24 protein-coding genes, 2 tRNA genes and 1 pseudogene are annotated in these 26,882 nt (G+C 38.8%); 15 read left to right on the top strand and 12 right to left on the bottom strand.

Annotation, left to right across the window (positions count from 1 at the left end; genetic code table 11):
• The 5 genes from A3I7_RS0107440 to hslO all read right to left on the bottom strand — a co-directional run.
• The coding region (locus tag A3I7_RS0107440; protein WP_018376159.1) for a helix-turn-helix domain-containing protein at positions 1-204 on the bottom strand (204 nt) is incomplete at its 3' end.
• A gap of 93 nt (positions 205-297) precedes the next feature.
• On the bottom strand, positions 298-939 hold the full coding sequence (locus A3I7_RS0107435) for a deoxynucleoside kinase (protein ID WP_018376158.1): 642 nt from the start codon (positions 937-939) through the stop codon (positions 298-300).
• A 356-nt stretch (positions 940-1,295) separates the two neighbouring features.
• Entirely contained in the window at positions 1,296-1,943 is a 648-nt protein-coding gene (locus A3I7_RS0107430; RefSeq protein ID WP_018376157.1) for a DUF6287 domain-containing protein, read from the bottom strand.
• A gap of 138 nt (positions 1,944-2,081) precedes the next feature.
• Positions 2,082-3,059 carry a tRNA dihydrouridine synthase DusB gene (gene dusB, locus A3I7_RS0107425; RefSeq protein ID WP_018376156.1) on the bottom strand — a complete coding sequence of 326 codons (978 nt, stop codon included), beginning with the start codon at positions 3,057-3,059 and terminating at the stop codon, positions 2,082-2,084.
• Positions 3,052-3,918 (bottom strand): Hsp33 family molecular chaperone HslO, encoded by an 867-nt coding sequence (gene hslO, locus A3I7_RS0107420; RefSeq protein ID WP_018376155.1) that lies wholly within the window; start codon positions 3,916-3,918, stop codon positions 3,052-3,054. The genes dusB and hslO overlap by 8 nt, the downstream gene beginning before the upstream one ends.
• A 133-nt stretch (positions 3,919-4,051) precedes the next feature.
• Between hslO and A3I7_RS0107415 the strand changes: the two genes are divergently transcribed.
• Both A3I7_RS0107415 and A3I7_RS0107410 read left to right on the top strand, forming a co-directional pair.
• Entirely contained in the window at positions 4,052-4,261 is a 210-nt protein-coding gene (locus A3I7_RS0107415) for a hypothetical protein (RefSeq protein WP_156812755.1), read from the top strand.
• A gap of 356 nt (positions 4,262-4,617) precedes the next feature.
• Positions 4,618-5,232: a hypothetical protein gene (locus tag A3I7_RS0107410; protein WP_018376153.1), complete on the top strand. Its 615-nt coding sequence runs from the start codon at positions 4,618-4,620 to the stop codon at positions 5,230-5,232.
• A gap of 130 nt (positions 5,233-5,362) precedes the next feature.
• Here the strand turns inward: A3I7_RS0107410 and A3I7_RS0107405 are convergent, their stop codons facing one another.
• Both A3I7_RS0107405 and A3I7_RS0107400 read right to left on the bottom strand, forming a co-directional pair.
• The gene (locus A3I7_RS0107405; protein WP_018376152.1) at positions 5,363-6,646 is read right to left on the bottom strand and encodes a toxic anion resistance protein; all 1,284 of its coding nucleotides are present in this window, start codon (positions 6,644-6,646) and stop codon (positions 5,363-5,365) included.
• A gap of 28 nt (positions 6,647-6,674) precedes the next feature.
• Entirely contained in the window at positions 6,675-7,529 is an 855-nt protein-coding gene (locus A3I7_RS0107400) for a hypothetical protein (RefSeq protein ID WP_018376151.1), read from the bottom strand.
• Positions 7,530-8,169: 640 nt separating this feature from the next.
• Between A3I7_RS0107400 and A3I7_RS13385 the strand changes: the two genes are divergently transcribed.
• The 5 genes from A3I7_RS13385 to A3I7_RS14100 all read left to right on the top strand — a co-directional run bounded on the left by A3I7_RS13385 (position 8,170) and on the right by A3I7_RS14100 (position 11,966).
• Positions 8,170-8,385 (top strand): hypothetical protein, encoded by a 216-nt coding sequence (locus A3I7_RS13385; protein ID WP_018376150.1) that lies wholly within the window; start codon positions 8,170-8,172, stop codon positions 8,383-8,385.
• A gap of 576 nt (positions 8,386-8,961) precedes the next feature.
• Positions 8,962-9,783, top strand: coding sequence for a hypothetical protein (locus tag A3I7_RS0107380; protein ID WP_018376149.1), 822 nt, complete (start codon positions 8,962-8,964; stop codon positions 9,781-9,783).
• Positions 9,776-10,669, top strand: coding sequence for a hypothetical protein (locus tag A3I7_RS0107375; RefSeq protein WP_018376148.1), 894 nt, complete (start codon positions 9,776-9,778; stop codon positions 10,667-10,669). The genes A3I7_RS0107380 and A3I7_RS0107375 overlap by 8 nt, the downstream gene beginning before the upstream one ends.
• Before the next feature lie 2 nt (positions 10,670-10,671).
• On the top strand, positions 10,672-11,613 hold the full coding sequence (locus tag A3I7_RS0107370; RefSeq protein WP_018376147.1) for a hypothetical protein: 942 nt from the start codon (positions 10,672-10,674) through the stop codon (positions 11,611-11,613).
• A gap of 182 nt (positions 11,614-11,795) precedes the next feature.
• Positions 11,796-11,966, top strand: coding sequence for a response regulator (locus A3I7_RS14100; RefSeq protein ID WP_018376146.1), 171 nt, complete (start codon positions 11,796-11,798; stop codon positions 11,964-11,966).
• Between the two features lie 35 nt (positions 11,967-12,001).
• Here A3I7_RS14100 and gshAB read toward each other — a convergent pair whose 3' ends face one another.
• A complete protein-coding gene (gshAB, locus tag A3I7_RS0107360; protein WP_018376145.1) occupies positions 12,002-14,257 on the bottom strand; it encodes a bifunctional glutamate--cysteine ligase GshA/glutathione synthetase GshB in 2,256 nt (751 codons plus the stop codon).
• A 958-nt stretch (positions 14,258-15,215) separates the two neighbouring features.
• On the opposite strand from gshAB, the gene A3I7_RS0107355 reads away from it, so the two are divergent.
• Both A3I7_RS0107355 and A3I7_RS0107350 read left to right on the top strand, forming a co-directional pair.
• Positions 15,216-16,508 carry an adenylosuccinate synthase gene (locus A3I7_RS0107355; RefSeq protein ID WP_018376144.1) on the top strand — a complete coding sequence of 431 codons (1,293 nt, stop codon included), beginning with the start codon at positions 15,216-15,218 and terminating at the stop codon, positions 16,506-16,508.
• Positions 16,509-16,580: 72 nt separating this feature from the next.
• Positions 16,581-16,946 carry an HIT family protein gene (locus tag A3I7_RS0107350; RefSeq protein WP_018376143.1) on the top strand — a complete coding sequence of 122 codons (366 nt, stop codon included), beginning with the start codon at positions 16,581-16,583 and terminating at the stop codon, positions 16,944-16,946.
• Positions 16,947-17,004: 58 nt separating this feature from the next.
• On the opposite strand, the gene mprF is transcribed toward A3I7_RS0107350, so the two are convergent.
• The 3 genes from mprF to A3I7_RS0107335 all read right to left on the bottom strand — a co-directional run bounded on the left by mprF (position 17,005) and on the right by A3I7_RS0107335 (position 20,996).
• Positions 17,005-19,572 carry a bifunctional lysylphosphatidylglycerol flippase/synthetase MprF gene (gene mprF / locus A3I7_RS12650; protein WP_018376142.1) on the bottom strand — a complete coding sequence of 856 codons (2,568 nt, stop codon included), beginning with the start codon at positions 19,570-19,572 and terminating at the stop codon, positions 17,005-17,007.
• Between the two features lie 1,214 nt (positions 19,573-20,786).
• Positions 20,787-20,875: transfer RNA gene (locus A3I7_RS0107340), tRNA-Ser, on the bottom strand.
• Between the two features lie 38 nt (positions 20,876-20,913).
• Positions 20,914-20,996, bottom strand: a tRNA-Leu gene (locus A3I7_RS0107335).
• Positions 20,997-21,133: 137 nt separating this feature from the next.
• Here A3I7_RS0107335 and rsgA point away from each other — a divergent pair.
• The 6 genes from rsgA (at position 21,134) to purR (ending at position 26,418) form a co-directional block, all read left to right on the top strand.
• The gene (rsgA, locus tag A3I7_RS0107330) at positions 21,134-22,009 is read left to right on the top strand and encodes a ribosome small subunit-dependent GTPase A (protein WP_018376141.1); all 876 of its coding nucleotides are present in this window, start codon (positions 21,134-21,136) and stop codon (positions 22,007-22,009) included.
• A 7-nt stretch (positions 22,010-22,016) separates the two neighbouring features.
• Positions 22,017-22,679 (top strand): ribulose-phosphate 3-epimerase, encoded by a 663-nt coding sequence (rpe, locus tag A3I7_RS0107325; protein WP_018376140.1) that lies wholly within the window; start codon positions 22,017-22,019, stop codon positions 22,677-22,679.
• Positions 22,672-23,304, top strand: coding sequence for a thiamine diphosphokinase (locus A3I7_RS0107320; protein WP_018376139.1), 633 nt, complete (start codon positions 22,672-22,674; stop codon positions 23,302-23,304). The genes rpe and A3I7_RS0107320 overlap by 8 nt, the downstream gene beginning before the upstream one ends.
• 1 nt (position 23,305) lies before the next feature.
• Complete coding sequence (locus A3I7_RS0107315) at positions 23,306-24,577, top strand: DNA recombination protein RmuC (protein ID WP_018376138.1); 1,272 nt, start codon at positions 23,306-23,308, stop codon at positions 24,575-24,577.
• A complete protein-coding gene (locus A3I7_RS0107310) occupies positions 24,567-25,511 on the top strand; it encodes a 3'-5' exoribonuclease YhaM family protein (RefSeq protein ID WP_018376137.1) in 945 nt (314 codons plus the stop codon). Before A3I7_RS0107315 ends, A3I7_RS0107310 begins: the two co-directional genes overlap by 11 nt.
• A 94-nt stretch (positions 25,512-25,605) precedes the next feature.
• The gene (purR, locus tag A3I7_RS0107305) at positions 25,606-26,418 is read left to right on the top strand and encodes a pur operon repressor (RefSeq protein WP_018376136.1); all 813 of its coding nucleotides are present in this window, start codon (positions 25,606-25,608) and stop codon (positions 26,416-26,418) included.
• A 336-nt stretch (positions 26,419-26,754) separates the two neighbouring features.
• Here purR and A3I7_RS14095 read toward each other — a convergent pair.
• Positions 26,755-26,882, bottom strand: a pseudogene (locus A3I7_RS14095) (IS30 family transposase); the annotation flags it as partial.

The following is a 26,882-nucleotide window of genomic DNA, read 5'->3' as shown; positions in this document are numbered from 1 at the left end:
TAGTTCCTTACTATACTTCATCCAGCGACGGCTTTCCTCTAGCCCCTCAATACCAGATTCTTTGTACTTCCGAACCCAGTTCGATAGGGTGTCTTTAAACACACCATGGTGCCTAGCTAACCAGCTAAGTGATTTCCCAGCTTCCAAGTGGAGTAGAACAATTTCTAGTTTCTCAGAGACAGACTTTGGACTTCTTTTGGACATAATAAAACTCCCTTTATAGTTTCTAGTGAAAATTTTTGTTTTTTCACTGTCCACCATAAGGGGAGTATATCAAAACGGTGCGAGGGTTGTGTTTTATAATAATCCGAGTTTTTCAAGTTGGGCATCGATCAGATCAAAGACGTATTGTAGATCTTCAACATTATTAACAAAGTCAAGTTTGTTGCCATCAATGCGGATTTTTGGTGAGGCGTCATAGTTATCGTACCAGTTAGGATATTCATCGTGAACTTGTTGGTAGTATTCATATAAATCAGGATTATCTGAGATTTGTTCATAGCTACGCCCACGCTTGGTGATTCGCTCTAGCATTTTTTCAAAAGAAACATCAATGTAAATTAAGAGATCTGGCGATTTCTTAGGCATGCCTTCCAACTCTTCAAGCATATTACTCAAAAGTTCCTTATAGATATCCAATTCTGTCTTAGTGACATTGCCATTCTTATAATTGAGGGTGAGGAAAAGCTCATCTTCAAAGATTGAACGGTCAAGAACGTTGTTGTCGGCCTTATAAGCTTCTTTTATGGATTGGAAACGTTTATTCAAAAAGAAAATTTGCAACAAGAAAGCGTATTTCTTAGGGTCTTGGTAATATAAGTCCAAAACAGGGTTATTATCTACGGCTTCGTAGAAAACTTCTGTGCCTAGGTGTTCGCCGAGTGCGGCTGCTAGAGAGCTTTTACCAGCTCCAATGGTTCCTGCCAATACTATCAACATAATTCTCCTATCTAAGTTGCTTTACTATTTTATACAAAATGTGGCACTTTTTCAAGGCTTAGGATTGAGGAACTTGACAGAGAATTTCTTTTAATACTCTTCGAAAATCAAAATTATCCGTTGTCAACTTGCCTTGATGAACTCAAGTTCTATCATCGGCTTCGTTTCCTAGGCTACTTTTGATTTTCATTGAGTATAAGGGAGAAAGGTAAAATCGGCTGTAATATTTTTTGAAAACTAAAATTAGATGTTGTTACTTGATATAAAGGGATTGAAAGTAAGAATGTCTATAAGAAAGTTTGTTAACAGAAGAAAAGCAATGAAATCTGTAAGTTTCACCGCTTTTAAATAATATTTTAATTTCTGTAGAAAGGGTGGTTGTCTGCTTCAGCACTTTGACCAATTAAGATACGGTCAGAATTTTCCACTTCTCCAGAGTGGATATTGGCCACACCAGCAGGAATAACGATAAAAGCAGCATTGCCATAATCTGTTTCGGGATTGTGGATAGAGCCGAAAAAATTACCATTGTTGACTTGGCCAGCTCCTAAATCATAGGTTTTAGGGTAGTCAGAGCCAGTGGCATGACCATCAGCACTAATAGTAATTGTTTCGCCAAGGTCATTTGACCAAGTTCCAGCGATACTTGAGTAATCTTGATTTGCTAGAGCGTTGACATCAATACTTGAGTCTACTGTTTGATTTTGGGAGCTATCATTCTGAATTGCAGAAGCAGTACCACTTGCCGCTTGAGAATTGTTGGCAGATGCTGCATTTGATTGGTTAGTAGCACCATTGTCGTCTTGACTTGCCTGTTTAGAACTATCAGAAGATGAAGTTTTGGTGTTTTTACTTGAGTTTGATGTGTTGTTTTTCTTAACAACTTGACTGCTTTTTGTTGTTGAAGAAGCTGTTGTTGACTTCTTGTCGCTTTTACCACAGGCTCCGAGAAGGAAGAGTGATGTGAGCATTAGGACTGTAGCCATTTTCCGACTTGTTTTCATGGGTGATGACCTCTTTTCATAATCTTTTTTACAATGTCATTATATTACAAAAAAATTATCGTGTAAATAGTTTTGTGAAATATTTGTAATAAAAATGAAATAAAACTCAAGCCAATCTATTGACTTGAGTCAGTTTATTTATCTGAGGGTATTAAAAATTTCCTCAACTTCTTCAATGCTTTCGGCGCGGGAAACGGCTCCGCGGACTTTGGCAGCTCCAGCTGTGCCACGCAAATAGTGGGGAGCTAGACCACGGAATTCTCGGACAGCAATCATTTCGCCCTTGAGGTTTACGAGACGTTTGAGGTGGTCTTCAGCGATGTCCAGTTTCTTGTTAAATGGTAAATCTGGCAGTTCTTCACCAGTTTCGAAGAAATGGTTGATCTGCGTAAAGATGTAAGGATTATTCATGGCCGCACGCCCCACCATAACTGCATCAACACCGACTTCTTGAATCATGTATTTAGCGTCGTGGACGTTTTTAACATCACCGTTTCCGATAAAAGGGATTTTGGTAATGGCCTTGGCTACCTTGGCCAACGTCTCGTGGTCGCAGGTGCCTGTGTACATTTGTTCGCGGGTACGGCCATGCATAGCCAGCGCAGCGACACCAGCAGACTCGGCAGCTAGTGCGTTTTCAACTGCCAGTGAATTGTCTGACCATCCGGTACGCATTTTAACCGTCAATGGAATATTAAGGACAGAGGTAACTTCTTTAACAATGTGATAAATTTTGTCAGGGTCTTTGAGCCACTTAGCCCCAGCTTCATTTTTTACGACTTTATTGACAGGACATCCCATGTTAATGTCAACGATGTCAGCCTTGGTATTGCTTTGGATGAAATCAGCTGCGCGTTTAAGACCTTCAGCGTCGCCACCGAAGAGTTGAATAGACATGGGATGCTCGTTTTCATCAATGTGGAGCATGTGGAGGGTCTTTTCGTTGTTGTAGAGGAGACCTTTTTCTGAAATCATTTCCATCACGACCAGCCCAGCGCCAAATTCTTTGGCAATGGTTCGAAAAGCAGAGTTTGTCACGCCAGCCATAGGTGCTAAGACAGTGCGGTGCGGGATTTCAACAGTCCCAATCATGAAAGAGGTGTTGAGCTTAAGCATTGATGAGATCCTCCAAATCTTTTTCGGTGAAACTGTAGGTTTTACCGCAGAATTGGCAGGTGATTTCAGCACCGTGGTCTTCATCAACCATTGCTTTCAGCTCCTCTTTGCCTAGAGTGACCAGGGCAGCTTCAAAGCGTTCGCGTGAGCAGTCGCAGTTGAAACGAATCTCATCTTCTGCTAGCACTTTGTAGTCGTCTTCACCGTAGATGGCTTTAAGCAGGGCTTCTATGTGGTCATCGGATTCAAGCAGCTTTGAAATAGCAGGCATTTTTTGGATACGTTTCTCATAGCGGCTGATTTCTTTCTCCGACGCACCAGGTAGGACTTGGAGCATGAAGCCCCCAGCTACCTTGACCTTGTTGTCTTCATCAAGCAGAACATTAAGCCCAACAGCAGAAGGAGTTTGCTCGCTTTCAGTCAGGTAGTAAGCTAAATCTTCCCCGATTTCCCCAGAAATTAAAGGGGTAGATGAGGTATAGGGATTGCCCGTGCCGTAGTCAGTGATGACAACAAACTGCCCATTGCCCATGAAAGGTCCAACGATAACTTCGCCAGTTGCGGTCTTTTTCACATCAACACCAGCATTTTGAATGTAACCTTTGACATTGCCTTTTGTGTCCGCCACGGAAATGATATGTCCAAAGGAACTATCCCCGATGACCTTAACGGTAATCTTGCTGTCTCCTTTCTGATTTGCAGCAAGGATTTGGCTGGCAATGAGTGTGCGGCCCAAAGCCACCGTTGAGCTAGAAAGGGTGTGGTGTTTGTCTTGAGCACTCTTGACCGTCTCTGTACTATCTAGTACGTAGGCGCGGAAAGAGCCTGTTTTTGAAATTGATTTTATAAGTTTATCCATAGCTAATATTATAGCACAAAGGCTATTTTTGCTGCTAGTATTTATCTTTTCTTTATCTTGACTTGGTCAATTTTTAACTGAATGTAGAGGGCAATTCTCTAGACAAAGACTCCTATGAAGAAAAAACCACATTTTGTTAAAAAAGGAAGAGATTGACTGTTTGTTCCAAGCTGAGATTAGTAAGGATTTTGATTATACCAAACCAATGTTCTACGCAACTAAACTAACGCGTTTTGTAGAGACAAAAACTTCTCAAGAATCTGATCCAGCTTCGGTAAAAACTACAAGTGAAAAACCTTGTGCACCATCTGTTGTAGCTGTTCAGAAAAATAACAAGGGGTGACACAAAACCAAAAGTCAACTCTACCTAGAACTGGCGAAGAAAAGGACATGGTTTCTAAATTGGGTGTATTGGTGTTTACTTTTGGATTATTACCATTTGTAAAAATCAGAAATAGAGAATTGTGAATATTAAAAGATTAGGATTTGGTTCTGTATTATCAGAGCCAAGTCTTTTATTTTGTCAGTTATTTTTGATAAAAACGATTTGTCTGATTGTCTGATTTGTGAAGGATGTTGAGCATAAGAACAATCGGGACAGATAACTGCTTTTTGGCTTGAAAATATCTACTCCACCAATTAAGTGATATAATAAAGGTGAGTAAAGGCACTAGTAATAGCAGAAAGAAGGTGTTTAACATGCGAAGTATAACAAAAGGTTTAGTAGGTGTTTTCTTTGTTTTACTAATCTGCCTAGGAAGTCTTTTCTGGTGGCAACAAGTCAAACTAAACAAGACTACCACACCAAGTAGCAACCAAGAAACTCAAAAATCAAGTTCTTCCACGAGTTCACCCCAATCAAGTTCAACAGTAACCTCATCTTCGCAGCAAAAGACAGAGATTACCGATGCTAACAGCATCTTGCCAGCAGAGGTAATAGGCACTTGGTCAGGAAGCCAAGATAAGTATGGTCTTCCTTTGGAAAAGACCTACATCATTAACCAAGATGGTTCTGGTCAAGCAACATGGTCCTATAACGGCCAATCAGGGACAGATAATTTCAAGATTAACCAAATAGAGGAAGTCGGTGATCATCTTTATCGCATTGTGGATGGTGACAATATCAACCTTTTTCATGATGACGATATCGGTGGTGCTTTTGTCAGTTATCAATACGGTTTTTCCATTGTTGACGGTGTTCTTCATGTTGTTTATTGGCAACAAACCTATGATATTAATGGCAGTGGGAATGTAACTATTCCTTATGATTATAACAAGCCGAGTTACATCATTGATTATCATAAAGTAAGCTAAAAATAAGGAGTGGGATTATTAGTCCCGACTCCTTATTTGATGCTAATTTAATGTCTTATGATAGTAGTATGCAGGTGAAATTAAATTGCCAAATGAATACGGGAAGCTAGCAACTTTACTCCACTTTAGTCTATTCCCCTTCTGGTGTAACGTCTTCACGTGGACGTTCAACTTCTTCTTGGACACTACGTCCCTCATTTAAGAGTGCTTCTACAATTTTTTGATCACGAAGTTTGACTGAGTCATTGATAGTTTCAGCTGATTTAATGACAGCAGCTTCTAGTTGGGCACGTTGCTTGCGGCCATTATCAATAGCAGCAATAATGCCGTTATTTTGGGCAACTAAGCTCTCAGCTAAGGCTGTGACAGACTTGATGTTCATGGTTGGGCTTTGGGCTGTACGTTCTAGCTGTGGGATGGCTTCTTTGCTGGTTTCGGCCAACATTTGAAGCGCAGCGTTATTAGCGTTGACAATGGCATCTGCTGTAACCCCTGATTTGACAGACTGTTGTAAGATGCCTAGCTGTGCGATGGACAGTTTCATCGTTGGAATGGTATTGCGGCGGAGCATACCAAGTTTTTGGCGCATATCTGAGGAAACCTTGACCATGTTACGCATTTGTGGCGTTGTCGTCCAAGCAACGTAGAGGCGGCTCAGATACTCGGTGTGCTGTTGTTCAAGCGTGTTGATAACTTCAGTCATGCGAGCCAATTCTTCAGATTTGTTATGGTATTCAGGTGTGGCTGGGTCTAAACTGGCTACCTGTGTTTGAAGGCTTTTTGCACGGTCAACCCCTTCTTTCTGAGTTGCTTCAATAAAGGCGATAACACCAACCAAATTTTCAATAGATTTGGTATTGTCTTCAATTAGCATCTCAGCTGAGACGATGTTACGAGCCAAGGTTTCTTCTTGTTTGACCACGGCAGCTGCCATACCATCCATTTTTTGCTCAATATTTTGGGAATCGAAGTAGAACTCTTGAAGGCTATTTTTTCCTTGTTTGAACATTTTTTGCAAGAAATTAGGTTTCTTTTCTAATTCTGCTGGCTTGGCATCTTTGTACTTGGTAATGAAACCGTTGAGTTCGCGGTTGGTGTTTTTGAGAAGTTCGTCAACTTGAGGAATTTCTAATTTCTTTTGCTCGGCCAAGATGTGATTAACTGTTGTGTTGACTTCCTCAACAGCTGATGTCCCAAAATCAAGCAAGGCATTTTGGTCAGCCACAAAGGTATCAACAAGGGCAGGTGCTTTTGCTGTGATAGAAGCCTGCTGTTCAGGAGACAATTTTTCAAAGAAAGAAACCTGACCTGTCGCAGTGTTATCAGTTGAGGCAATGATTTCAGTGGTTTTGTCGGTTTTCACAAGGGCGTTGTTAGCAATTTTGTCAATGTCAAAGTTAAAAGTATCAGCCATGTTTTTCTCCTAGCAAATGGTTTTATAGTTAATAAATGTCACTCATGTTTTCTTCTGCGGCGTAGTCTTTATGTTCGGTGTTCATCATACGTAGACTGACATCGAAGTCTTTGAGGTCGCTTTCGTTCAGTTGGCGAAGAGTTTCATCAAGGTCCAAGTCAAATTTTTCCAAAGCAGCCTCGGCTTGTGCTAGACGTTCTTCGGCGTTGTAATAATTATTAGGATTTTCCTTAATTTTCAGGTAACCAGTCAAGATATCATCGAAGCGCTTCATGTTGGATTCATGGAGAGCAAGCAGTTCAGCTTTGTTATCAGCCTGTTCGATTTTCTCCAAAATACTTGCATGGTCGCGCTGGATATTAGTGTAAACTTCTGTCAATTCAGGGGCACGTTTGAGAATATCCTTTTCTTCTGAGCTAGCAGGCGCAGTATTTGGTGAGATATTGAGCTTTTCTAGCTGGAGTTTGATATCCTCCTCTACTTCCACTGCCTTCTTGACCACACGTTTATAGATTTTTAAATCCATCTTATCTTTGAGGCTGGTTGCTTCACTTTGGATATTTTGAATTTTTGGCAATAGCTGGCGCGCTACAATTGAATACTGGGTGTAATCTTTTTCATCAAGATAATTGTCTAAGAGCTTGACCTGACGGTCAGCCACTTGAATTTCATCCTTTAAATCTTGTAAGCGTTGTGCTGTGTTAACCTTGTCCAGTCGTGTTTGCCTTGTCGCTAAGTAATAAATGCCATAACCGACACCTCCAAGTACAAGAACAGGAATTAGTAGCTGAATAATCCAGCCTAAAACAGCCAGCAAGATAATTCCTACAAAAACCACGCCCAGCCAAGAATTACTTCGTGGGGGACGACTATAATAAGCCATAATTTTTTCTCAAACTTTCTTCTCGTATATGATTATTATTTTATCGCAAATTGGTGCTATGTGACAAGGGATAACCTTAAAATATTTAAAAAATAAACAAGGAGGGATTTTCATGTTCGAGATTCCTAAATTCCTGATGACCTTCGTAATGAGTGTTAGGCTTGTAAAATCAAGTCTTGTTCGAGATAATAGCGTGTGATTCATCTTCTCCGTCTGTTTGGCTGGTGCTAAGTATTGGGAAGGTATTGAAGGTTTTGGAAAAGCTTATGAAACTTCAGTGCATCGTATTTTAAAGCTGGAAATGATATTATTTTTCAGGACACTATATAAGGTGTCTTTGCGACTCTAGAGATGCAAGTTTTCGGGATACTCGCCTTCATGTGGTCAGAAATGTTTCAGGAAGTTGTGTTACCAATTGAAATATTTCCAAGTTTGGCCAGATGTTTGCTATCTACTGATGGTATAATCATCACAGAAAATGTTAGTCCATCTCAAAACCTTTGCATATTACCTCTGTTTAGGCTACAGATTTGAAGATTTGCTATGGTCAAGTTACCACTAACGAAAAGAGCAATAAAATCACGGCTATCCCCGAGTTATTGGATTAGTATTTACAAAAGTGATGCATAGGAACCCAAAAGTGATTGCCCAGAAGACTATCCAGAAACAAGCCGACGTTCAGCTTACTATCAAAGAAATCAGAAGCCGCTATTGGAGATATCCCCACCTTTTTGAGATAGATAAAACTGAAATAGTTGGCAGCTATGAAACGGTTGAAAAGGCAGATTGTCAGATTGAGGTTAGACGTTATAAGGTAATCCATGGTGTTGATTGGCTCCATCGGAAAGCATATTGAATGGGGCATGTCCCTTGTGTAGACAGTGTGAGTCTTCAGCCAACGGTTGGCAAGCTAAGTGAAGAAACGCGTTGATTTATTCCAAAGAGTTTGGTGCATACGTCAGTGGGCATCAGCAGTTAGCGGTCTTATTTCGAGAAGACGAACAGCATTTAATCTAAGAACCTGTATTCACAGTTCAGCACTTCTATCTAAGGCTAGTTTTTAATTTACTCCTCGTTAGTTTTTTTCAAAATACAGTCAGTATTCTCTCAAAAAACTATCTTGATTAGCGAAAAATTATCTCATATCGATAAGCACTTCACTTGTGAGTACAGATTCTAAATGTGATAGATAAATTTTACCCGGCGATTTTGAAGAAGCTTGATGTTGACAAAAAGATGAGGTTGAGATGCAAGAAAATACAATCTCAGTATGGCTTTAGATCAGTATTTGAATAAGTTACTTTGATCAAAAATGGTTAGAAAGAGGAGAATAGCAGGAATTGACTCTCATGCGTTTGGCGTGTAGGAAAGGGGAATTTCTGCCAGAATTTAATAAATATGGTATATTATATAAAAAAGAAACGAGATTAAAATGAAAAAAGAAGAAAAAAGTCTTGGAGACTTAGGTTCGGAGCTAGAACAGAGCATCAAACAAGAGGATATTAGGCGAGATGAGGGCAAGTCATCTGTCAATTTGCTGATACATATTTTGGGGAGTTTGATTCTTATTGTAGTGGTCGTTTTGGTGATTTTCTCTTTTAAGAAAGATTCACCTTTGGTCAAAGAGATAGACTATAACGATACCAATACTTTGAAGGCCTCCGATGCGAGTGATTATCACTTTAATTGGAGTTTTGATAAGTTTAAATACTTAGACTGGAAGATAGAAGGCAAATCCAAAACGCATTTAGATACCATAATCAATGATTTTGGTTTAGCTTCTTCGGCTGAACACAGAAGTATTGCCAATACGGATGGGGCAATACTTCTTACCTATGACCAAGATGCTTTCGCTTCTACCCTTAAGGAGGGTAATCATTTTGTAAAATTAACTTTTGTTAAGTATGGTAATGTCTATATTTTGCAGACCAAGGAGCTTTATGGATTGCCGATTTCCCCTTATACCGATAAAATCTCGACCGCTGCTAATGTCCATAAGTGGACGAGTCAGGAATACCAAGCTTTGAAAGTGGGCTCTTCTTCTGATGGGAATGGTGGAGTTGATTTAGAAAGTATTACTCAGACATACGGTTACCCAACTTCTTACCAGACTTCTGTCTATAACGACAAAGTTACTCTACGTCTGCGTTATTATAGCCTAGAGCAAGGAGAAGATATCTATCTTAGTTTTATTGCCAAGGCAGATAAGATGTCTTTTAAATTAAGCCGAAAGCAAGGAGATATCAATGACTAAGAATAAAAAACACATCCAGAAACTGGAGGATGAAAGTTTTTCCGTATTAGGTGAAGAACTTGAGAAAGCCATTTCAGTAGCTAAAACGCGTGATGCCCTCTTCCAAAGACTGAAAATGGGCTGGTTTTTTATTGCATTAGCCTTGCCCATCTGCTTATTATTAATTATCTTATTTTCTATTATCCAGCCATTAAAAAAAATGGAATCCGTTCCTCCAAAGTCAACGGTCATTTCAGCTTCTTCCACTAGGGCTGGTGATAAAGGAAAAGCGGCCGCTCAAAGTTTTGTGGATAGAGTCTTATCAGAGGCGGAAACCAAAGATACTTTCAATTGGACTTTAGATAAATATAGGACATTGACGGTTGACTGGGACAATAAAAACAGCGATACTTTTGAAAAAGTTGTTAAAAAGTATGGTAAACCATCTCAGGTTGACGTTCAGTACAACAATGTTGAACACACCGTACCAGTCGTTGTAACTTATGAGGAAGATTCTGATGACCAGAAAATGGTAACCTTGTATTTTCTAAAAAAGGATGGGGATTATCGTCTTTACAGTAAATCGTTTTACAATTTACAAGATTTGGAATTTCAAGAAGCTAGCGGGCAAGACTTTACATTTCGCTGGACCAAGACGGAGTCAGATACGTTATCAGATGAGATTGCTTCAGATAGTAAAAAAATAATTGAACCAAAGGATATCATTGACAAGTACGGCTTGCCAACAAGTGTTTTTAGTGCGGGGCGTGACGACTGGGAGCAACTGACTCTGACCTATCAGAAAGATAATGACCCTACTGCCACAATTAACTCAGTGACTCTTTATTTTGAGAAGGAGACAACTGGATATAAATTGATTAATGTGAAGAGAATTTTTAAGGAGTAGTAATGGCGAAAAGTAGAAAAGTACATCAGAAAAAAGATGACTCCTTTGACCATCTTGCTGAGGCTTTAGAAAAGGAGTCCGAAAAAAATTATAGGTTCTCTTTGCGCTATAAAAGCTATGGTTTATATAGTATCCTGAGTTTACTTGCGTTGATTCTTTTTATTGGATGGTTTGTTTACGGAAAAACTGTTAATGATAAACATTCGGACAACAAGGTTGTCTATAAGGCAAAATTTAGCCAGTCAACTTTACAATCCAGTAGCAGCTCGAGTTTCTATGAAACAGGTTCTTCATTCCGCTATGGTTTACAGACGGATTATACCAAGAGTCTTACGGCTACGAAGCAGGAGTTTAAGTTTGACTGGGATTTAGTCAATTACGAGGCTTTAGAGGTAGGAAATGGCTATGATACTTTTGGAACAGAATTAAGCAAGGTTGTTGCTGAACATGGCAGAGCTTCCAGAGCTTATCAAGACGAATATTCAGAAGACATCAGCTTGGTTTATGCTGAAAGCGAATACGGAGTCTATGACGATAGAAGACGTATTGAATTACATTTTAATAAAAATGGTAAAGAGTACTATTTAACACAAAAAAGAGCCTCGTCCCTTACCGATTCTGCTTTTCCGGCAGTTAGCAAAGAAAAAGGTTCAGCTAACTTCAAATGGACCCAAGAAAAGTTTGACCAAGTTGTAGTTGGAGATGCAGAAACTGGTGAAGGTGGCGAAAGTTACGAGGATATCATCAAAAACTTTGGACTTCCCGTTGAGTCAGAATTGTATATCAATAATACGAGTTCGGAGTTATACCTAAACTACATAGGCGGAGATGCAACGAATTTTAGCCAAGTTGATGTGCGCTTTAAAATGCAAGCTGATGGCACTTACCGTGTTTACATTAAGAATGGTAGCTTTTCTAAGAATTTGATGGAAGATAACGACTGATTGGGGAACATGGTAGATGGAGTTGCTGTGAAAGAAGCTACTCAAGATTAGGTGAGACAGGCTTGTCCAAAACGTTTCAAACTTATGTGAAGCGCTAAGAAAATTCTACCGTGAAGAGTTAAGCGAGGATATGTCATGTTAAATGTATTTATTTTAGAAGATGATTTTTTCAGCAGTCGTGCTTGGAAAAGGCTATTGTGTTGGCATCAAGCATTAAGCTTAAAAAACTGAAAATCTTCGGAAAACCGCAACAGTTGCTAGATGCTATTATGGAAACTGGCAATCAGCAGTTTTTCTTTTTAGATATTGAAATTAAAGGGCAAGAAAAAAGGGAAAATAATGTTATCAAATAACAAAACGAGGCAGAAGGAACTGTCTCGTTCTAGTGTTAGCTAACTTCTGGAAAAAGTTTTGCCAGTATTTTTGGGGTTAAGGCTTGTCCACTTCCTTCTTGACAGTAGGTGTGCATATACATGCAAGGGTTGAAGTTGAGCTCAATACAGGTAGCATTAGGCACTGATTTTCTAGCAGGTTTACTATAATCAGGAATAATCAAGTCTACACCACAAGTCCAAGCTCCCATAGCAGTTGCCATATCAGCCGCCAGTTGCTTATAGGACTGATCCATCTTATCTGTAAAATCAATAGAATCGCCGCCAGTTGAGATATTGGAATTTTCACGCAGATTAACCTTAACTCCTTCTGGTAAAATATCATCTGGCTTGTAGCCCTGTTGAGCCAACATGAGCAGTTCAATATCACCCAAGTTAATGATTTCAAGTGGTGAACGGTGATTGTGGCCACGTAAGGGATTGCTGTTTTTAATAGCCACCAATTCGCGAATACTGTGTTTACCATCGCCAAGGACATTGGCAGCCACACGCAGGAGCACAGCTTCACATTTTCCGTCTAGAATAAAGAAACGATATTCAGTGCCAGCGATATATTCCTCAACCAAGAGGGAATCATCCTCGGAAAAGGCGATATCCAGAGCTTTCTCATAGGAAGTCAGATCCGTTCCATCCTTGAAAATCGAGATACCTAGGCCATAGTTGGTTGACTTTGGTTTGACCACAATGGCCTTATTTTGGATTTGGAAGAAATAGCGGAGCGCAGTCTCCTTGTCTGCAAATTCTGCGCCAGCAGGTACGGGAAAACCATTTTCAGTCAGAATTTTCTTAGTGACAATTTTATTTTCCATAGCTAATGGGATGATGTAGTTGTCTTTGGCAGTCATGTTGCCATTTTTGACATATTCCACATGGTCGCCATGCCATAGCTTGAGAAATTGATCATTTTCGTCCAAAATCTCAAAATGAATACCCTTCTGAATAACATCAAAAAGCAACATTTGTGTTGATAGCTCCATGGTCTCATAACCCTTGAGTGCATAATGTGCCTGCCAAGCATAATCGTGGTAAGCTTGCCCTTTTTCTTGTCCGAAGGTTTCTAAAGACTGATTGTTAATGTGTTTAAGCAAACGACCGCCGATAGTCAGATGCGGTTGGGCGATTTGAGTTTTGATCTTATCCACCAAGCTCTGATAGTAGTCGGGCAGGGCGAAGTGATTAACCACTGCTTGAAGAGCAGTCATAATCTCATCTACGGGTGCGTCTTCAGGTAGTCTATCAAGTGGATGCCCCAGTGCGATAGTCTCATTAAGCTGGTTTGCCTTTTCAATGTCTTGGTCAATAGCAGAGCTAACATCTAGCCAGAGCAGAGCTAGTGTAAAAAGATGCACCGTATCAATCGTCTCTTGACTTATCCCTTTGTTATCAAAAGGATTAAGGTCAAAGCACCGAAATTCCAAATAAGTTACACCTTTTTCCAGATAGTCACGATTGTGTTTGCTGCCACGTAAACGAACTGGTGAATAAAATTCCTTTTCAGCAATGAGACGACCGTCAGCGACACACCTCTCAATGTCAGCAATGTACTGCTCTAGGTTCTCGTGGGAAACTTTGACATCGTCATGGTTAACATAACCATAGGAACTATTTCTCAGCGAACGGACAGGCTTGTCCAAGGGGGTATCAAGAAAGCCCTGCTCTGCTATTGGCGAAGCCCCGTAAAGGTAGGTCAGCAACCAGCGATAGCGTAGAAAGTTCTGGGCCAGCTTAAGATAGAGATCGTTTTTAAACGAGACCATTGACTGGTACTGGCTTTGCTCAAAAAGTGACTGAACCAAGCTTTTTCCAAGCTCCATGTTGTAATGAATGCCTGACATGGATTGGAGAAGTTTGCCATAGACTTTTGATAGATGTTGGCGGTAGTCACGTTCATACTGACTGTCGAGTTGGGCAATGATGATTTCATCAGCCGTGAGTTTTGGTGGCATGGAGAGTGGCCATAGGTACTCATCTTTCGGAATGGTTCTACCAGCAACATCTGTTATAGCTTCAAGAAAACGCAGGGCTTGTCTGGTTGACTGGGCAATAGGAGTAATCAACTCGACCTGTGCCTCGCTATAATCTGTTTGAATATAGGGGTGGAAAGACCGATTGCCGAGAACTTTTGGATGGGGTGTCTGAGCGACATTATGGCTTGAGTTGTTTATTCGCAAACTTTCCCTTTCGAGTCCAAAAGTAGCCTGAAGAATGGGAAGGTTTGATGGAGCGTTTTGTAACAGTTGATTAAGAGACATAGTTGCCCTCCGTTGATAGTGATGACAACATTGTACCGTAATTTGTTTTCTAAAATCAAGATTTTGCTACGTTTAGACAGCAGATTAAAAAATTTCTATCACCTGATTGTTTTTTTCTATCACCTAAGATTCAATGGAAATGTGTAAAAGGGGGGGATTGTTCTCCGAAAATTAAATGGAGTTGTTCTTGACTTAACGTGATGAAGACGGATTGTCTTGTGTTAGCCTTGCTTAGTTGAATTTTATTGAGTATAAAAGCGAAGGTGTACATAGAAACAAAGTTCGTTAAGGTGAACTGGCTAAAATAGTTTGGATATTCAAAAATTCTAACATGGAGAATGCTTTGTTATCAAATGTAGTATAATGTTCGGATTTAAATAGTGATAATCCATTTTTCTTAGAAAAGTACTAGAACTTTATATGTTTTAGAAAGTAAAGTTCGGAAAAACCAATATTTTATTATCAAAGATTGAAAAACAATCAGAAATTTCATATAATAGATTGTACGATAAACTTGTGGGTGAAATTCCCACCGTGATACTTATAAAAATCAAAAAACGAGTTTTGCTTGAATTTGCTTCACTCTACTTATCACTGTGCCCATCTGACTTCCACCGGCATAGTCCTTAATGACTAGAAGAAAAGTTGCTAAACTTTTTGTGATGCAGTAGGTACTTAATAATAATCAATAGCCTCACTTAACTGTAGGATATTGCCTTAATTTTAAGGGGTGAACTTGGACTTTCGCGGTACTTTTTCGCTGTTTATTATGATCTGCCTCTTCGTTGATGATATTACTCATTATAAAGCGTTTTGATGAGGAAAAGATATTTTTAAAGTGTATAGGTAGTTTTTAGCTAGTTTGGATTTAAACACGATTTAGGTTTGATTTTTTGAGTAAAGTTTTTTCAAGAAAGGATGGGCAGTGCTGTGATTTAGTCTGCCCGCATCGTAAAATATGACATCAGTAGTAGTTGTTGGTACCCAATGGGGTGATGAAGGTAAAGGGAAAATTACAGATTTCCTTAGTCAGGACGCTGAAGTAATTGCACGCTATCAAGGTGGCGATAATGCTGGACATACTATCGTAATTGATGGTAAGAAATTTAAACTACACTTGATCCCATCAGGAATTTTCTTTCCTGAAAAAATTTCTGTTATCGGAAATGGGGTAGTAGTTAACCCAAAATCATTAGTAACAGAATTGGCATACTTGCATAACGAAGGCGTAACGACAGATAGTTTGCGTATTTCAGACCGTGCGCACGTCATTCTTCCTTATCATATCAAACTTGACCAGCTGCAAGAAGATGCTAAAGGTGACAATAAAATCGGGACGACCATCAAGGGGATTGGACCAGCTTATATGGATAAGGCTGCGCGTGTCGGTATTCGCATTGCTGATCTTTTAGATAAAGAAATTTTTGCCGAACGTCTGAAAACAAACTTGGCAGAAAAAAATCGTCTTTTTGAAAAAATGTATGACAGCACACCAATTGCCTTTGAAGATATTTTTGAAGAGTACTACGAATATGGTCAGCAAATTAAAAAATACGTGACAGATACATCTGTTATTCTTAATGACGCCCTTGATGCTGGTAAACGTGTTCTTTTTGAAGGGGCACAAGGAGTTATGTTAGATATTGACCAAGGAACCTATCCATTTGTTACCTCATCAAACCCAGTTGCTGGTGGTGTAACGATTGGTTCTGGTGTTGGCCCAAGTAAAATCAACAAGGTTGTCGGTGTTTGCAAGGCTTATACCAGCCGTGTTGGTGATGGACCATTTCCAACTGAACTCTTTGATGAAGTAGGTGAACGTATTCGTGAAGTGGGGCATGAATATGGCACAACAACTGGTCGTCCTCGTCGTGTCGGATGGTTTGACTCAGTAGTTATGCGCCACAGTCGCCGTGTGTCTGGGATTACTAATCTTTCACTGAATTCTATTGATGTCTTATCAGGACTTGATACGGTGAAGATTTGCGTTGCCTACGATCTTGACGGCCAACGAATTGACCACTATCCAGCTAGTCTTGAACAACTTAAACGTTGTAAGCCAATCTATGAAGAACTTCCTGGTTGGTCTGAAGATATTACAGGTGTGCGTAGCCTTGATGACCTACCAGAAAATGCTCGTAATTATGTTCGCCGTGTCGGTGAATTGGTTGGTGTTCGTATCTCAACCTTCTCAGTAGGGCCAGACCGTGATCAAACTAATATATTAGAGTCTGTTTGGGCAAACATTTAACCATCAGCACTCTCGGATCGGATTTTAGTCCGATCTTTTTTGATACTAATAAAAAATCAAAGGAGGTTAAGAATGTCTTGTGTTTTTTGCCACTTATCGGAGGAAAACTGGCTAGCTCACTCTGCTTATTTCTATGCTGTTTGGGACATTGATCCTATCCAAGAAGGACATTTGTTAGTTATTTCCAAGAAGCATCGCATGGCAATAGCAGAGCTGTCAAATGAAGAAAAGCTAGATTTAATTGATTTTCAAAATCAGTTAATTGAAAAAATGGAGAAAAGTTCAACTATTCTTGGTGTTACCTTGATTATTAACAATGGAAAACTAATGGATGCTGGGACACATTTTCATAGTCATCTTATTCCACGTTATGAAGATGATGGCTTTTGGAATGAGGTGAGCCCTAAAAAGCGTGCTTTTCCAAAAAATCAATTATAATAAGAAAAAGCACTTTATTCACTCGTTATTGTGAGATAAAGTGCTTTTTAATATGAATTTAACAATTATGTTTTGATTTAAGCAAACCAGAGTTTCTTTTTTTGGAAAATTTAGTATCCAATAAAAGGAGTCCTAAGACTGAGTAAGGAAGCCAGGAGGTTTTTGCAACTGACATGTAGCGTTCCTCCCAAATTGGTGTAAATTTCTTTTTATACTGGTGTAGTCCCTCAAATGAATAGAAATGTGTCCCAAAATTATAAAAAAGATAAGCTAGCCGTTCATTGAAAAAACTTTCTTTAACTTGACCAACACCCCATAAAGGTGCCATTCCAAGGTCAAAATAGCGCACTCCCTGCTCTTTAAAATGAATAAAGAGTGATAAGAAAAGGTAATCCATAATGCCATTTGGGATTTTGTCTGCATCGTAACGCATTAAATCAACAGAAATGGTATCTTTTTGGTGGTTAGGCATGATATTGGCAAAGGCGACAATATCTTGATTTTTATCTTTTACCAAGGCAATAGAAGCTTCTTGGAGATAGTTTCTGTCAAAAAAGCCTAATGAAAATCGTCTTTCTTGCTTCTTTTCTAACCATTTGTTTGAAATAATTTCTAAATTATCTAGTAAATCATCAGAGTGAGGATTGGAACTGATTTCAAAGGTGAATCCTTCTTTTTGAACGCGGTTAAGTGCATTTCTGAAAGGCTTCTTTTTATTACCTTTGAGATGGAAATTCTCGAGATTCACAAGGGCATTTTCTCCAACCTTCATAAATTCAAAACCATATTCGTGTAAGAAGAGGGTTGTGTCCTGACCAATGCTGTAAAAGACAAGGTCGTAGTTAAGTTGCTCGGCTGCTGAAATGAAATCAATAATGGCAGCTTTGAAACGCTCAGAATTTCCTGCAGGCTCCCCCATAACAATTGCCTTATTGTTAATAATAGAAAATTGAAAGGCGACGCTGTCACAGCCACAGTCTTGATACCAGAAAAGACGTTTTTTCTTGATAAATGCAAGGCCGCTATCAGCACTGCCACCAAATTCTTCCAACAAAGCTTTGTAGCGCTCATGTTCAAATGTTTCCCCTAACAATTTTTGGGCACCATATAGATACTTGACTAGACAGGCATAAGCGATTGTGACTAGACTGGTAGCTAACAAGATGTGTTTCCATGTTAGGAAATAGTGAGAAAATTCAAGGTGTTTATCCATTTCATAGGCACGGTAAGGGAAAAGAAGACTTGCCAGTGTAAAGAGAATAAAGAGGACAAGGGCAATTAAAATACTGTCCTTTGTTCTAGCTTCCCAAGAATAAATAAATTGCGTTTTATAGAGATGTTTTCTAAAGAGAATTCCGCCTACAATCAGAAGGATAATAGAAAGTGACCACTGCCAGCTAAAAGAAGGTATGTTGATGTAAATGAGCGTTGCTAGTAAACCTAAAAGTAAGATAGGTAAGGCACGCTTGGCACCATTAGCAATAGCACGGGCGAGTAATATAAAACAGACACCGATCAAAAGGCCAGGGAATTGCCAGACAAGCTGTCTTTGAAGTGGACCAAAAGCATATAGCCAACGGAGATGAGATAGCTTTTCAAAAAAGACTGTTGAAAAGACTAGGAAGACACCAAATATTCGAACACCATGTATCATGATGTTGTGCAGACTGCTTGACAGTAGTTCTTTAGGGACTCCCTGATACCTTTGATTAATTCGATGTCCGAGATGTCGAACAAAGAAATAAATACCAGCAAAGAAAGGCAGAATGTAGTAGGCCAAACGATAGAGTAATAGCCATGCCACAACAGTTTCTCTGGGGAGTCCTTCAGCTGCAAAACCCGTGAATAAGACGAGTTCAAAACTGCCAAGACCACCGGGGATAAGTGAGATAATTCCGACGGCACACGCAATGCTAAAGAGGGGTAATGTTTTGTAAATTGGTAAATGAATGCCCATGAGATAACCAATGAAAATAAAGGCTAAGGCTGCACAACTCCATTCAAAGAGTGAGACAATTCCCAGCTGTTTTCTGATTTTTGCAGGCATATTTCCAAAATAATTCCCAGTTTTTCTACCAGAAAACCAGTAGATGAGCGGGAAATATAGTGTCGCTCCCAAAAGAATAATATCGTAGTAATGGACTGTTCGTGCTACTGGAAAAATGTTGATGAGAATCAGAGAAGCTAGACTGATGAAAGACAGACCTGAAATAAGATAAGGTAAGAAGCGTGTTACTTCTTGTAACTCTTTTTCTTCCTCCCCTTCTTTGCCATAAAATGCTAATCGGAGTCCAATATCAATAATACCCCCGAAACCTGTTAAATTATTGAAGGTATTAATACACCAGCTGGTTTGTAAAATGTAGCTTACGCTATGCTTGGTTTTCAATATTTTATTAACAATAAAATCATAACCTGTCGTCGGAAGAACCGCTAAACTACCAATTAAGAAAATCAGGAAAATATTTATCACAGGTATTCCTTGGAAAACATGGTTTAACTCTTTTACGGATATGGTTCGTTTTAAGTTAAACAGTTCAACAACGATTAGTATAATAATTGAAGTGAAAAAGATAATTTTTATCACAGGCATAAAAGCCTTCAATTTTTCAAGAATTTTCTTCACAATAGTCTCCTGCTCAAAAAAATTTGATAATAGGCGAAAAAATCAGTTATTTCCGCCTTCATATTATTTGAAAATCAAAAAATTATTAGGTGATTTAACAGTTCCTTGAATTATCTGTAATCACAATTTCACGTTTTTGATTTTTATTAAGTATTGAAATACCGTTAATCATTATATCGAAAACAGTAATCTTTTTCCAGAAAATACTGGAATTGAAAGCTATTATAGTAGTGAAGAATTTGCCGATGAGGTGAAATACGCCGGATTATTAAAAGATTACTTTGTCTTTTTAATTTTCGAAACAAGAGTGCTGTTTTTGTTCTAGATAGAGGTATTGAAGTCAAAAATTCAGATGAATACAGCTTTCATGCGGACGCGATACAATGTGACAATCAGTTAAGGCAGAAGCTATCATAGAAAATCTAACTTATGGAGTTAAGCAAAAAGGTAAAAAAATAAAAACCTGTATTCACAGTTCGACACTTCTATCTAAGGTTTTTGAACTACTTATCGTTAGTTCTTTTCAAAATACAGTCAGTATTCCCTCAAAAAACTGACCTGATTAGCGAAAAACTATCTCCTATCTATAAGCGCTTCGCTTGTGAATACAGGTTCTAAGTTTTGGATTTTAGCTGGTATTATCTAATAGCTATAAAGGGAGTAAAAAACTTATCTTCTCATCTTTTTCGGATGAATATAAAAGAAAGCTAGGTCAATTTATCCAGTTTTCTATGTTTTTACAGTCATTTTTATTATCTTCTATTATTCGTTATACTCAATGAAAATCAAAAAATAGCAGGTTCAAAGCTTTTATTAGATGTCATCACCTAATTATGGTGATTCGTTTTATAAATTGTGTATTACTGATAATTTTCTCTTTGTATATATTCAAAATTGAAACAGTTGATATCCCGATTGACTAGCAGATTGTTATTTTTTACTTTAAGTGAGTATTAACTCATTCTGCCGTATTTCAGTACTGTCTGTAGCTCGTCTTCTATATTAAAAGCAAACTGGAAGACTAGATTTACAAGATGTAGGAACTGTGAGAAATTCTCTTATCCTTATTCTTACCTCACGCACAGCTTATTAAGTTAGCGATGAAAATTAGCATTTTCTGAAAAATTGAGGATTATGAGACTCAATAGTTCTGTCGCCCACTTTATATGTTCCAAAAAAACTCCCTGTAAATATCAGAGAGTTTGTAAATGATAAGGAAAGGACGGGATTTGAACCCGCGCGTGAACAGAATCCACTTGCCGGATTTCGAGTCCGGTGCCGTACCAAGCTGGGCCACCTTTCCATGATGATAAACACTAAGACGGATAGACAACTAAAAAATGCGGAGAAAGGGATTTGAACCCTCACACTCGTACGAGCACATGCGCCTGAAGCATGCGTGTCTGCCGTTCCACCATCTCCGCAAGAACATTCACATTATACGCCTTTTCTCTCAAAAATGCAAATCAGTTTGAAAACTTTATAAATGATTAAAGAAATAGTCAACAATGGGCGAGTATTTTTGCTATAATAGAACTATTAATCAATAAAGGAAAAACATTTGCAAGGAAGAATTATTAAGTCATTAGCGGGTTTCTATTATGTTGAGACGGCTAATGGTGATATTTATCAAACACGTGCGCGTGGGAATTTTAGGAAAAAAGGTCAGACACCCTATGTAGGGGACTGGGTTGATTTTTCAGCAGAAGAACAGTCTGAAGGCTATATTTTAGCTATTTACGATCGGAAAAATAGTTTGGTTCGTCCACCAATTGTTAACATTGATCAAGCTGTTGTTATCATGTCGGCCAAAGAGCCAGATTTTAATAGCAACCTTTTGGATCGCTTCTTAGTTCTGTTGGAGCATAAAAAAATTCAGCCCATTGTATTTATTTCCAAACTTGATTTGCTTAATAGCAGAGCACAGATGGATGACATTCGTACGCATTATGAACAGATTGGCTACAAAATTTGCTATTCTTTAGAAGAACTTTTACCTCTACTAATGGAAAAAATCACAGTCTTTATGGGGCAAACTGGCGTTGGTAAATCAACCCTGCTTAATAAAATTGCCCCTGATTTGCGGATAGAAACGGGAGAAATTTCTGAAACTTTAGGACGTGGTCGTCACACCACCAGAGCAGTCAGCTTTTATAGTGTTCATGGCGGGAAAATCGCAGATACACCAGGCTTTTCATCTCTGGATTATGAGGTGGATAATGCTGAAGATTTGAATGAAGCTTTTCCAGAATTTCGCAAACTCAGCCATTCGTGCAAATTTCGATCCTGTACCCATACTCACGAACCTTCCTGTGCCGTCAAGCAAGCTTTGGAAGAAAAACAGTTGTGGAAAGTCCGATATGATAACTATCTCCAATTTTTAAGTGAGATAGAAAATCGTCGTGAAATCTATAAGAAAACAATAAAGAGGAAGTAGGAAAACTATGTCAATTAATAAAATTGCCCCATCAATTCTTGCCGCAGATTATGCTAATTTTGCCAGCGAACTCAAGCGTATTGAAGCTAGTGGTGCTGAATATGTCCATATCGATATCATGGATGGTCAATTTGTACCAAACATTAGTTTTGGTGCTGATGTGGTAGCAAGTATGCGCAAACATTCAAAACTTGTTTTTGATTGTCACCTCATGGTGGTTGAACCAGAGCGTTATGTGGATGCTCTAGCTCAAGCAGGCGCTGATATTATGACTATCCATGTTGAAGCAACTAAGCATATTCATGGAGCCCTTCAAAAAATCAAAGCTGCTGGTCTTAAAGCTGGTGTAGTCATTAATCCAGGGACTCCAGTTGAAGCTGTGCTACCTGTTTTAAACTTGGTAGATCAAGTTTTGATTATGACTGTCAATCCTGGATTTGGCGGACAGGCCTTTATTCCAGAATGTTTAGAAAAAGTTGAAGCAGTAGCAAAAATTCGGGATGAGAAAGGTTATAGTTTTGATATTGAGGTAGATGGTGGAGTGGATAATTCAACCATTAAAGCTTGCTATGATGCAGGAGCCAATGTTTTTGTTGCAGGGTCTTATCTTTTCAAGGCAGAGGACTTGACTGCTCAAGTTGAGACCTTGCGTGTGGCCCTTGATGATTAAGGTGGCGCTTTTTGCTGGGGGAGATTTGAGGTATTTTGCGGGTGATTTTGACTACTTTGTTGGTGTTGACCGAGGTAGTTTGTATTTGATTGAGCAAGGGTTTCCTCTGAATCTTGCTGTTGGTGATTTTGACTCTATCTCTGCCGAAGAATTGAAGCAGGTTACTTCACAAGCTGATCGTCTTATTCAAGCACCAGCAGAAAAAGATGATACAGATACAGAATTAGCATTGAAGACGATTTTTATGGATTGGCCGGAGGCTCAAGTCACAATCTTTGGAGCCTTTGGTGGGCGCTTGGATCATCTTATGTCGAATCTTTTCTTACCAAGTGAGCCAAATCTGATGCCGTTTCTAAGGCAGATAAAACTTGTAGACGATCAAAATATTGTCGAGTTTTATCCCAGTGGTCATCAGGAAATTTCACCACAAAAAGGCATGACTTATGTTTCGTTTATGGCCGATGGTGATGCAGATTTAACCATATCGGGTGCCAAATATGACCTTAGCCCAGCTAATTTTTTCAAGAAAAAAATATATTCTAGTAACGAATTTATCGGGAAGCCCATCAGTGTCACCTTTCAAAGCGGTTATTTGATTGTTATTCATAGCAAAGATAGGAGTTAAGATGGAGATTGTACTATTGATTTTGGCTTTGCTCAGCCTCGTTGTCTTGATAATCTTGTTTTTGAAAATAGCAGAGCTTCAAAGGAATATAAATCACAACTTAGAAGATTTTGCTGATAATTTATCTGACCAAATATCTTATCAGTTGGAGATGGCGAGTAAAAACCAACTCTTAGATTTGTCCAATCAATTAAACCATCTGCAAACTGATCTTTATCAGCAATTAAATGAAGTTCGCCAAGTCCTGCACCAGAACTTGACTGAAAATCGTGACCGTTCGGATCAGCGTTTGGAAATCATTAATCAAAATCTCAATCAGTCTGTAAGGGACATGCAAACATCAAATGAAAAACGTCTGGAAGAAATACGGCAAACAGTCGAAGAAAAGCTTGAACAGACCTTGCAAAATCGCCTAAAAGCTTCGTTTGAAACGGTTTCTAAACAGCTAGAGTCAGTCAATCAAGGATTGGGTCAAATGAAGTCTGTTGCCCAAGATGTTGGAACCTTGAACAAGGTACTTTCAAACACTAAAACTCGCGGAATTTTGGGAGAATTGCAGCTTGGTCAAATTATTGAAGATATCATGACGAGCAATCAGTATGAACGTGAATTTGCTACGGTTTCTGGCTCCTCAGAGCGTGTTGAATACGCTATCAAGCTTCCAGGGAATACAGATGGCGACTATGTTTATCTACCGATTGACTCAAAATTTCCTTTGGAAGATTATTACCGTCTGGAAGAGGCCTATGAACTGGGTGATAAGGAGCAAATTGAACTATATCGCAAGTCACTCTTGAATAGTATTAAACGCTTTGCCAAAGATATCCAAAATAAATACCTCAATCCGCCAGAAACAACCAATTTTGGCATCATGTTTTTACCAACGGAAGGGCTTTATTCTGAGGTGGTTCGCAATGCAGCCTTCTTTGATAACCTGCGCCGGCAAGAAAATATCGTAGTAGCTGGTCCGTCAACCTTGTCAGCTCTGCTCAATTCCCTATCAGTTGGATTTAAGACCCTTAATATTCAAAAAAATGCCAACGATATCAGTAAAATTTTGGGAAATGTTAAGATTGAATTTGGCAAATTTGGGAATATGCTAGCTAAAGCGCAAAAACAACTAAACACTGCTAATAATACTTTAGAAAGCCTTGTTTCAACACGAACCAATGCTATTATGCGTGCTTTAAGCACGGTTGAAGATTATCAAGATCAAGCCACAAGCAGCTTACTTAACTTGCAACCAATAGAAGAGGAACAAGATGAAAATTAACCAAATGAAAAAAGATGATATATTTGATGGCTTTTATCTGATTAAATCATCTGAAGTGCGAAAGACCCGTGCAGGAAAAGATTACATTGCTTTTACTTTTCAAGATGACAGTGGTGAAATCACTGGAAATTTATGGGATGCACAGCCCTATAACATTGAAAATTTTGTGGCTGGAAAGGTTGTTTACATGAAAGGACGCCGTGAAGTCTATAATGGCAGTCCACAGGTTAATCAAATAACCCTTCGTTTACCTCACGATGGAGAGCCTAATGATCCGCGTGATTTTAAAGAAAATCCTCCTGTTGATTTGGCAAATGTCAGAGATTACCTTGAACAAATGATGTTCAAAATTGAGAACGCAAACTGGCAACGCATTGTACGGGCACTTTACCGCAAATACGATAAAGAATTTTTCATCTATCCTGCAGCAAAAACGAATCACCATGCTTTTGAATCAGGGCTGGCCTATCATACAGCGACCATGGTACGTTTGGCTGACGCTATTGGAGATATTTATCCAAACCTCAACAAAAGCCTGATGTTTGCAGGGATTATGTTGCATGATTTAGCGAAAGTCATTGAATTAACGGGACCTGAAAATACCGAATACACTATTCGAGGGAACCTCATCGGACATATTGCGCTCATTGATGAAGAAATCACCAAAGTTATCATGGAATTAAACATTGATGATAACAAAGAAGATGTCACTGTGTTAAGGCACGTTATCCTAAGTCATCACGGACAGTTGGAATATGGCAGTCCTGTTCGTCCGCGTATTATGGAAGCAGAAATGATACATATGATTGACAATATGGATGCAGAGATGATGATGTTAACAACTGCTCTTAACCGAGTTGATGAGGGAGAAATGACCGGTCGCATTTTTGCTATGGATAATCGCTCCTTTTATAAACCTCACTTTAATCAATAAATCACGAAAAAAAGTGGCGAGCATGACGTTAATGTTCGTCTTTTTTTTGAAAATATGTTATAATGGAGGGAAATAAGATAAGAATGGTGAAAAAATGAAATTACGACGTAGTGAACGCATGGTTGTTATCTCAAATTATCTCATTAACAACCCTTATAAATTAACGAGCTTAAATACATTTGCGGAAAAGTATCAGGCTGCCAAATCTTCAATTTCTGAGGATGTTTCTATTATAAAGAAGGCTTTTGAAGAAGCAGGTATCGGACAAATTGAGACTGTTACTGGAGCAAGTGGTGGTGTCATTTTCACTCCTACAATCGCTAGAGAAGAAGCAGTAGCTATTGTTGAAGAACTATGCGAACGTTTGTCAGAAAGTGACCGTATTCTGCCAGGAGGTTACATCTATCTATCTGACTTGTTAAGTACACCGAAAACGTTACAAAATGTTGGACGGATTATTGCCGACGCCTTTCGAAATCAACGAATTGATGCTGTTATGACTGTTGCAACAAAGGGTGTTCCCTTGGCAAATGCTGTTGCTAATATTCTTAATGTACCATTTGTTATTGTTAGACGTGATCTGAAAATCACTGAGGGCTCAACAGTATCAGTTAATTATGCTAGCGCTTCTAGTGATCGCATCGAAAAAATGTTTTTATCTAAGCGTAGTTTAAAACCAAACAGCAGAGTTCTAATTGTTGATGACTTTTTAAAAGGTGGTGGAACAATTACAGGGATGGTTAGCCTTCTCACTGAATTTGATTCAACCCTCGTTGGGGTAGCTGTTTTTGCTGAAAATGCCCAAGAAAAACGGGAAAACATGACATATAAGTCATTGTTGAAAGTTTCTGAAATTGATGTCAAAAATAACAAAGTAACTGTTGAAGTTGGAAATATTTTCGATTAAAAATGTTCCCCGCGTTGTAAAATGAAGTGCAACTAAAAAGGTGGTAATTTAGGTAACTAAAAAGGTGGTAAATTCTCAAAGTAAGTTCTAGTTCCCATCCTTCCAGAAGTTACTCTGAGAAAACTGCATAAAACCAACAGAATTTAGTCTCAGACTAAGTTCTGTTTTTGACTAAAAATGTTGATAATAGTGAGTTTTAGGGTTGAAAATGTTGAAAAAAAGGGTACACTAAAGTTACTGGCTCTGAGACGTCTCAAAGTAAGTTCTAGCTATCTGGAATTTGGGATGGGACAAGTTCCTTTCTATTTTGAAATTATTTTTTGATAAAACTAGCGATTATTTATCTAGTAATCGAGGGGATTGGATGACGTTCTCAGGGTCAATTTTAGTGATCCCCAAAAGTGTTGCCAATTCCTCACCGTAGGTAAATGTAAAGAGTTCATAGGCCGATTTTCCATTGAAAG

The sequence above is a fragment of the Streptococcus orisratti DSM 15617 genome (assembly GCF_000380105.1).
GTDB classification, from domain to species: domain Bacteria; phylum Bacillota; class Bacilli; order Lactobacillales; family Streptococcaceae; genus Streptococcus; species Streptococcus orisratti.
This window is presented reverse-complemented; position numbering and strand designations above follow the sequence as displayed.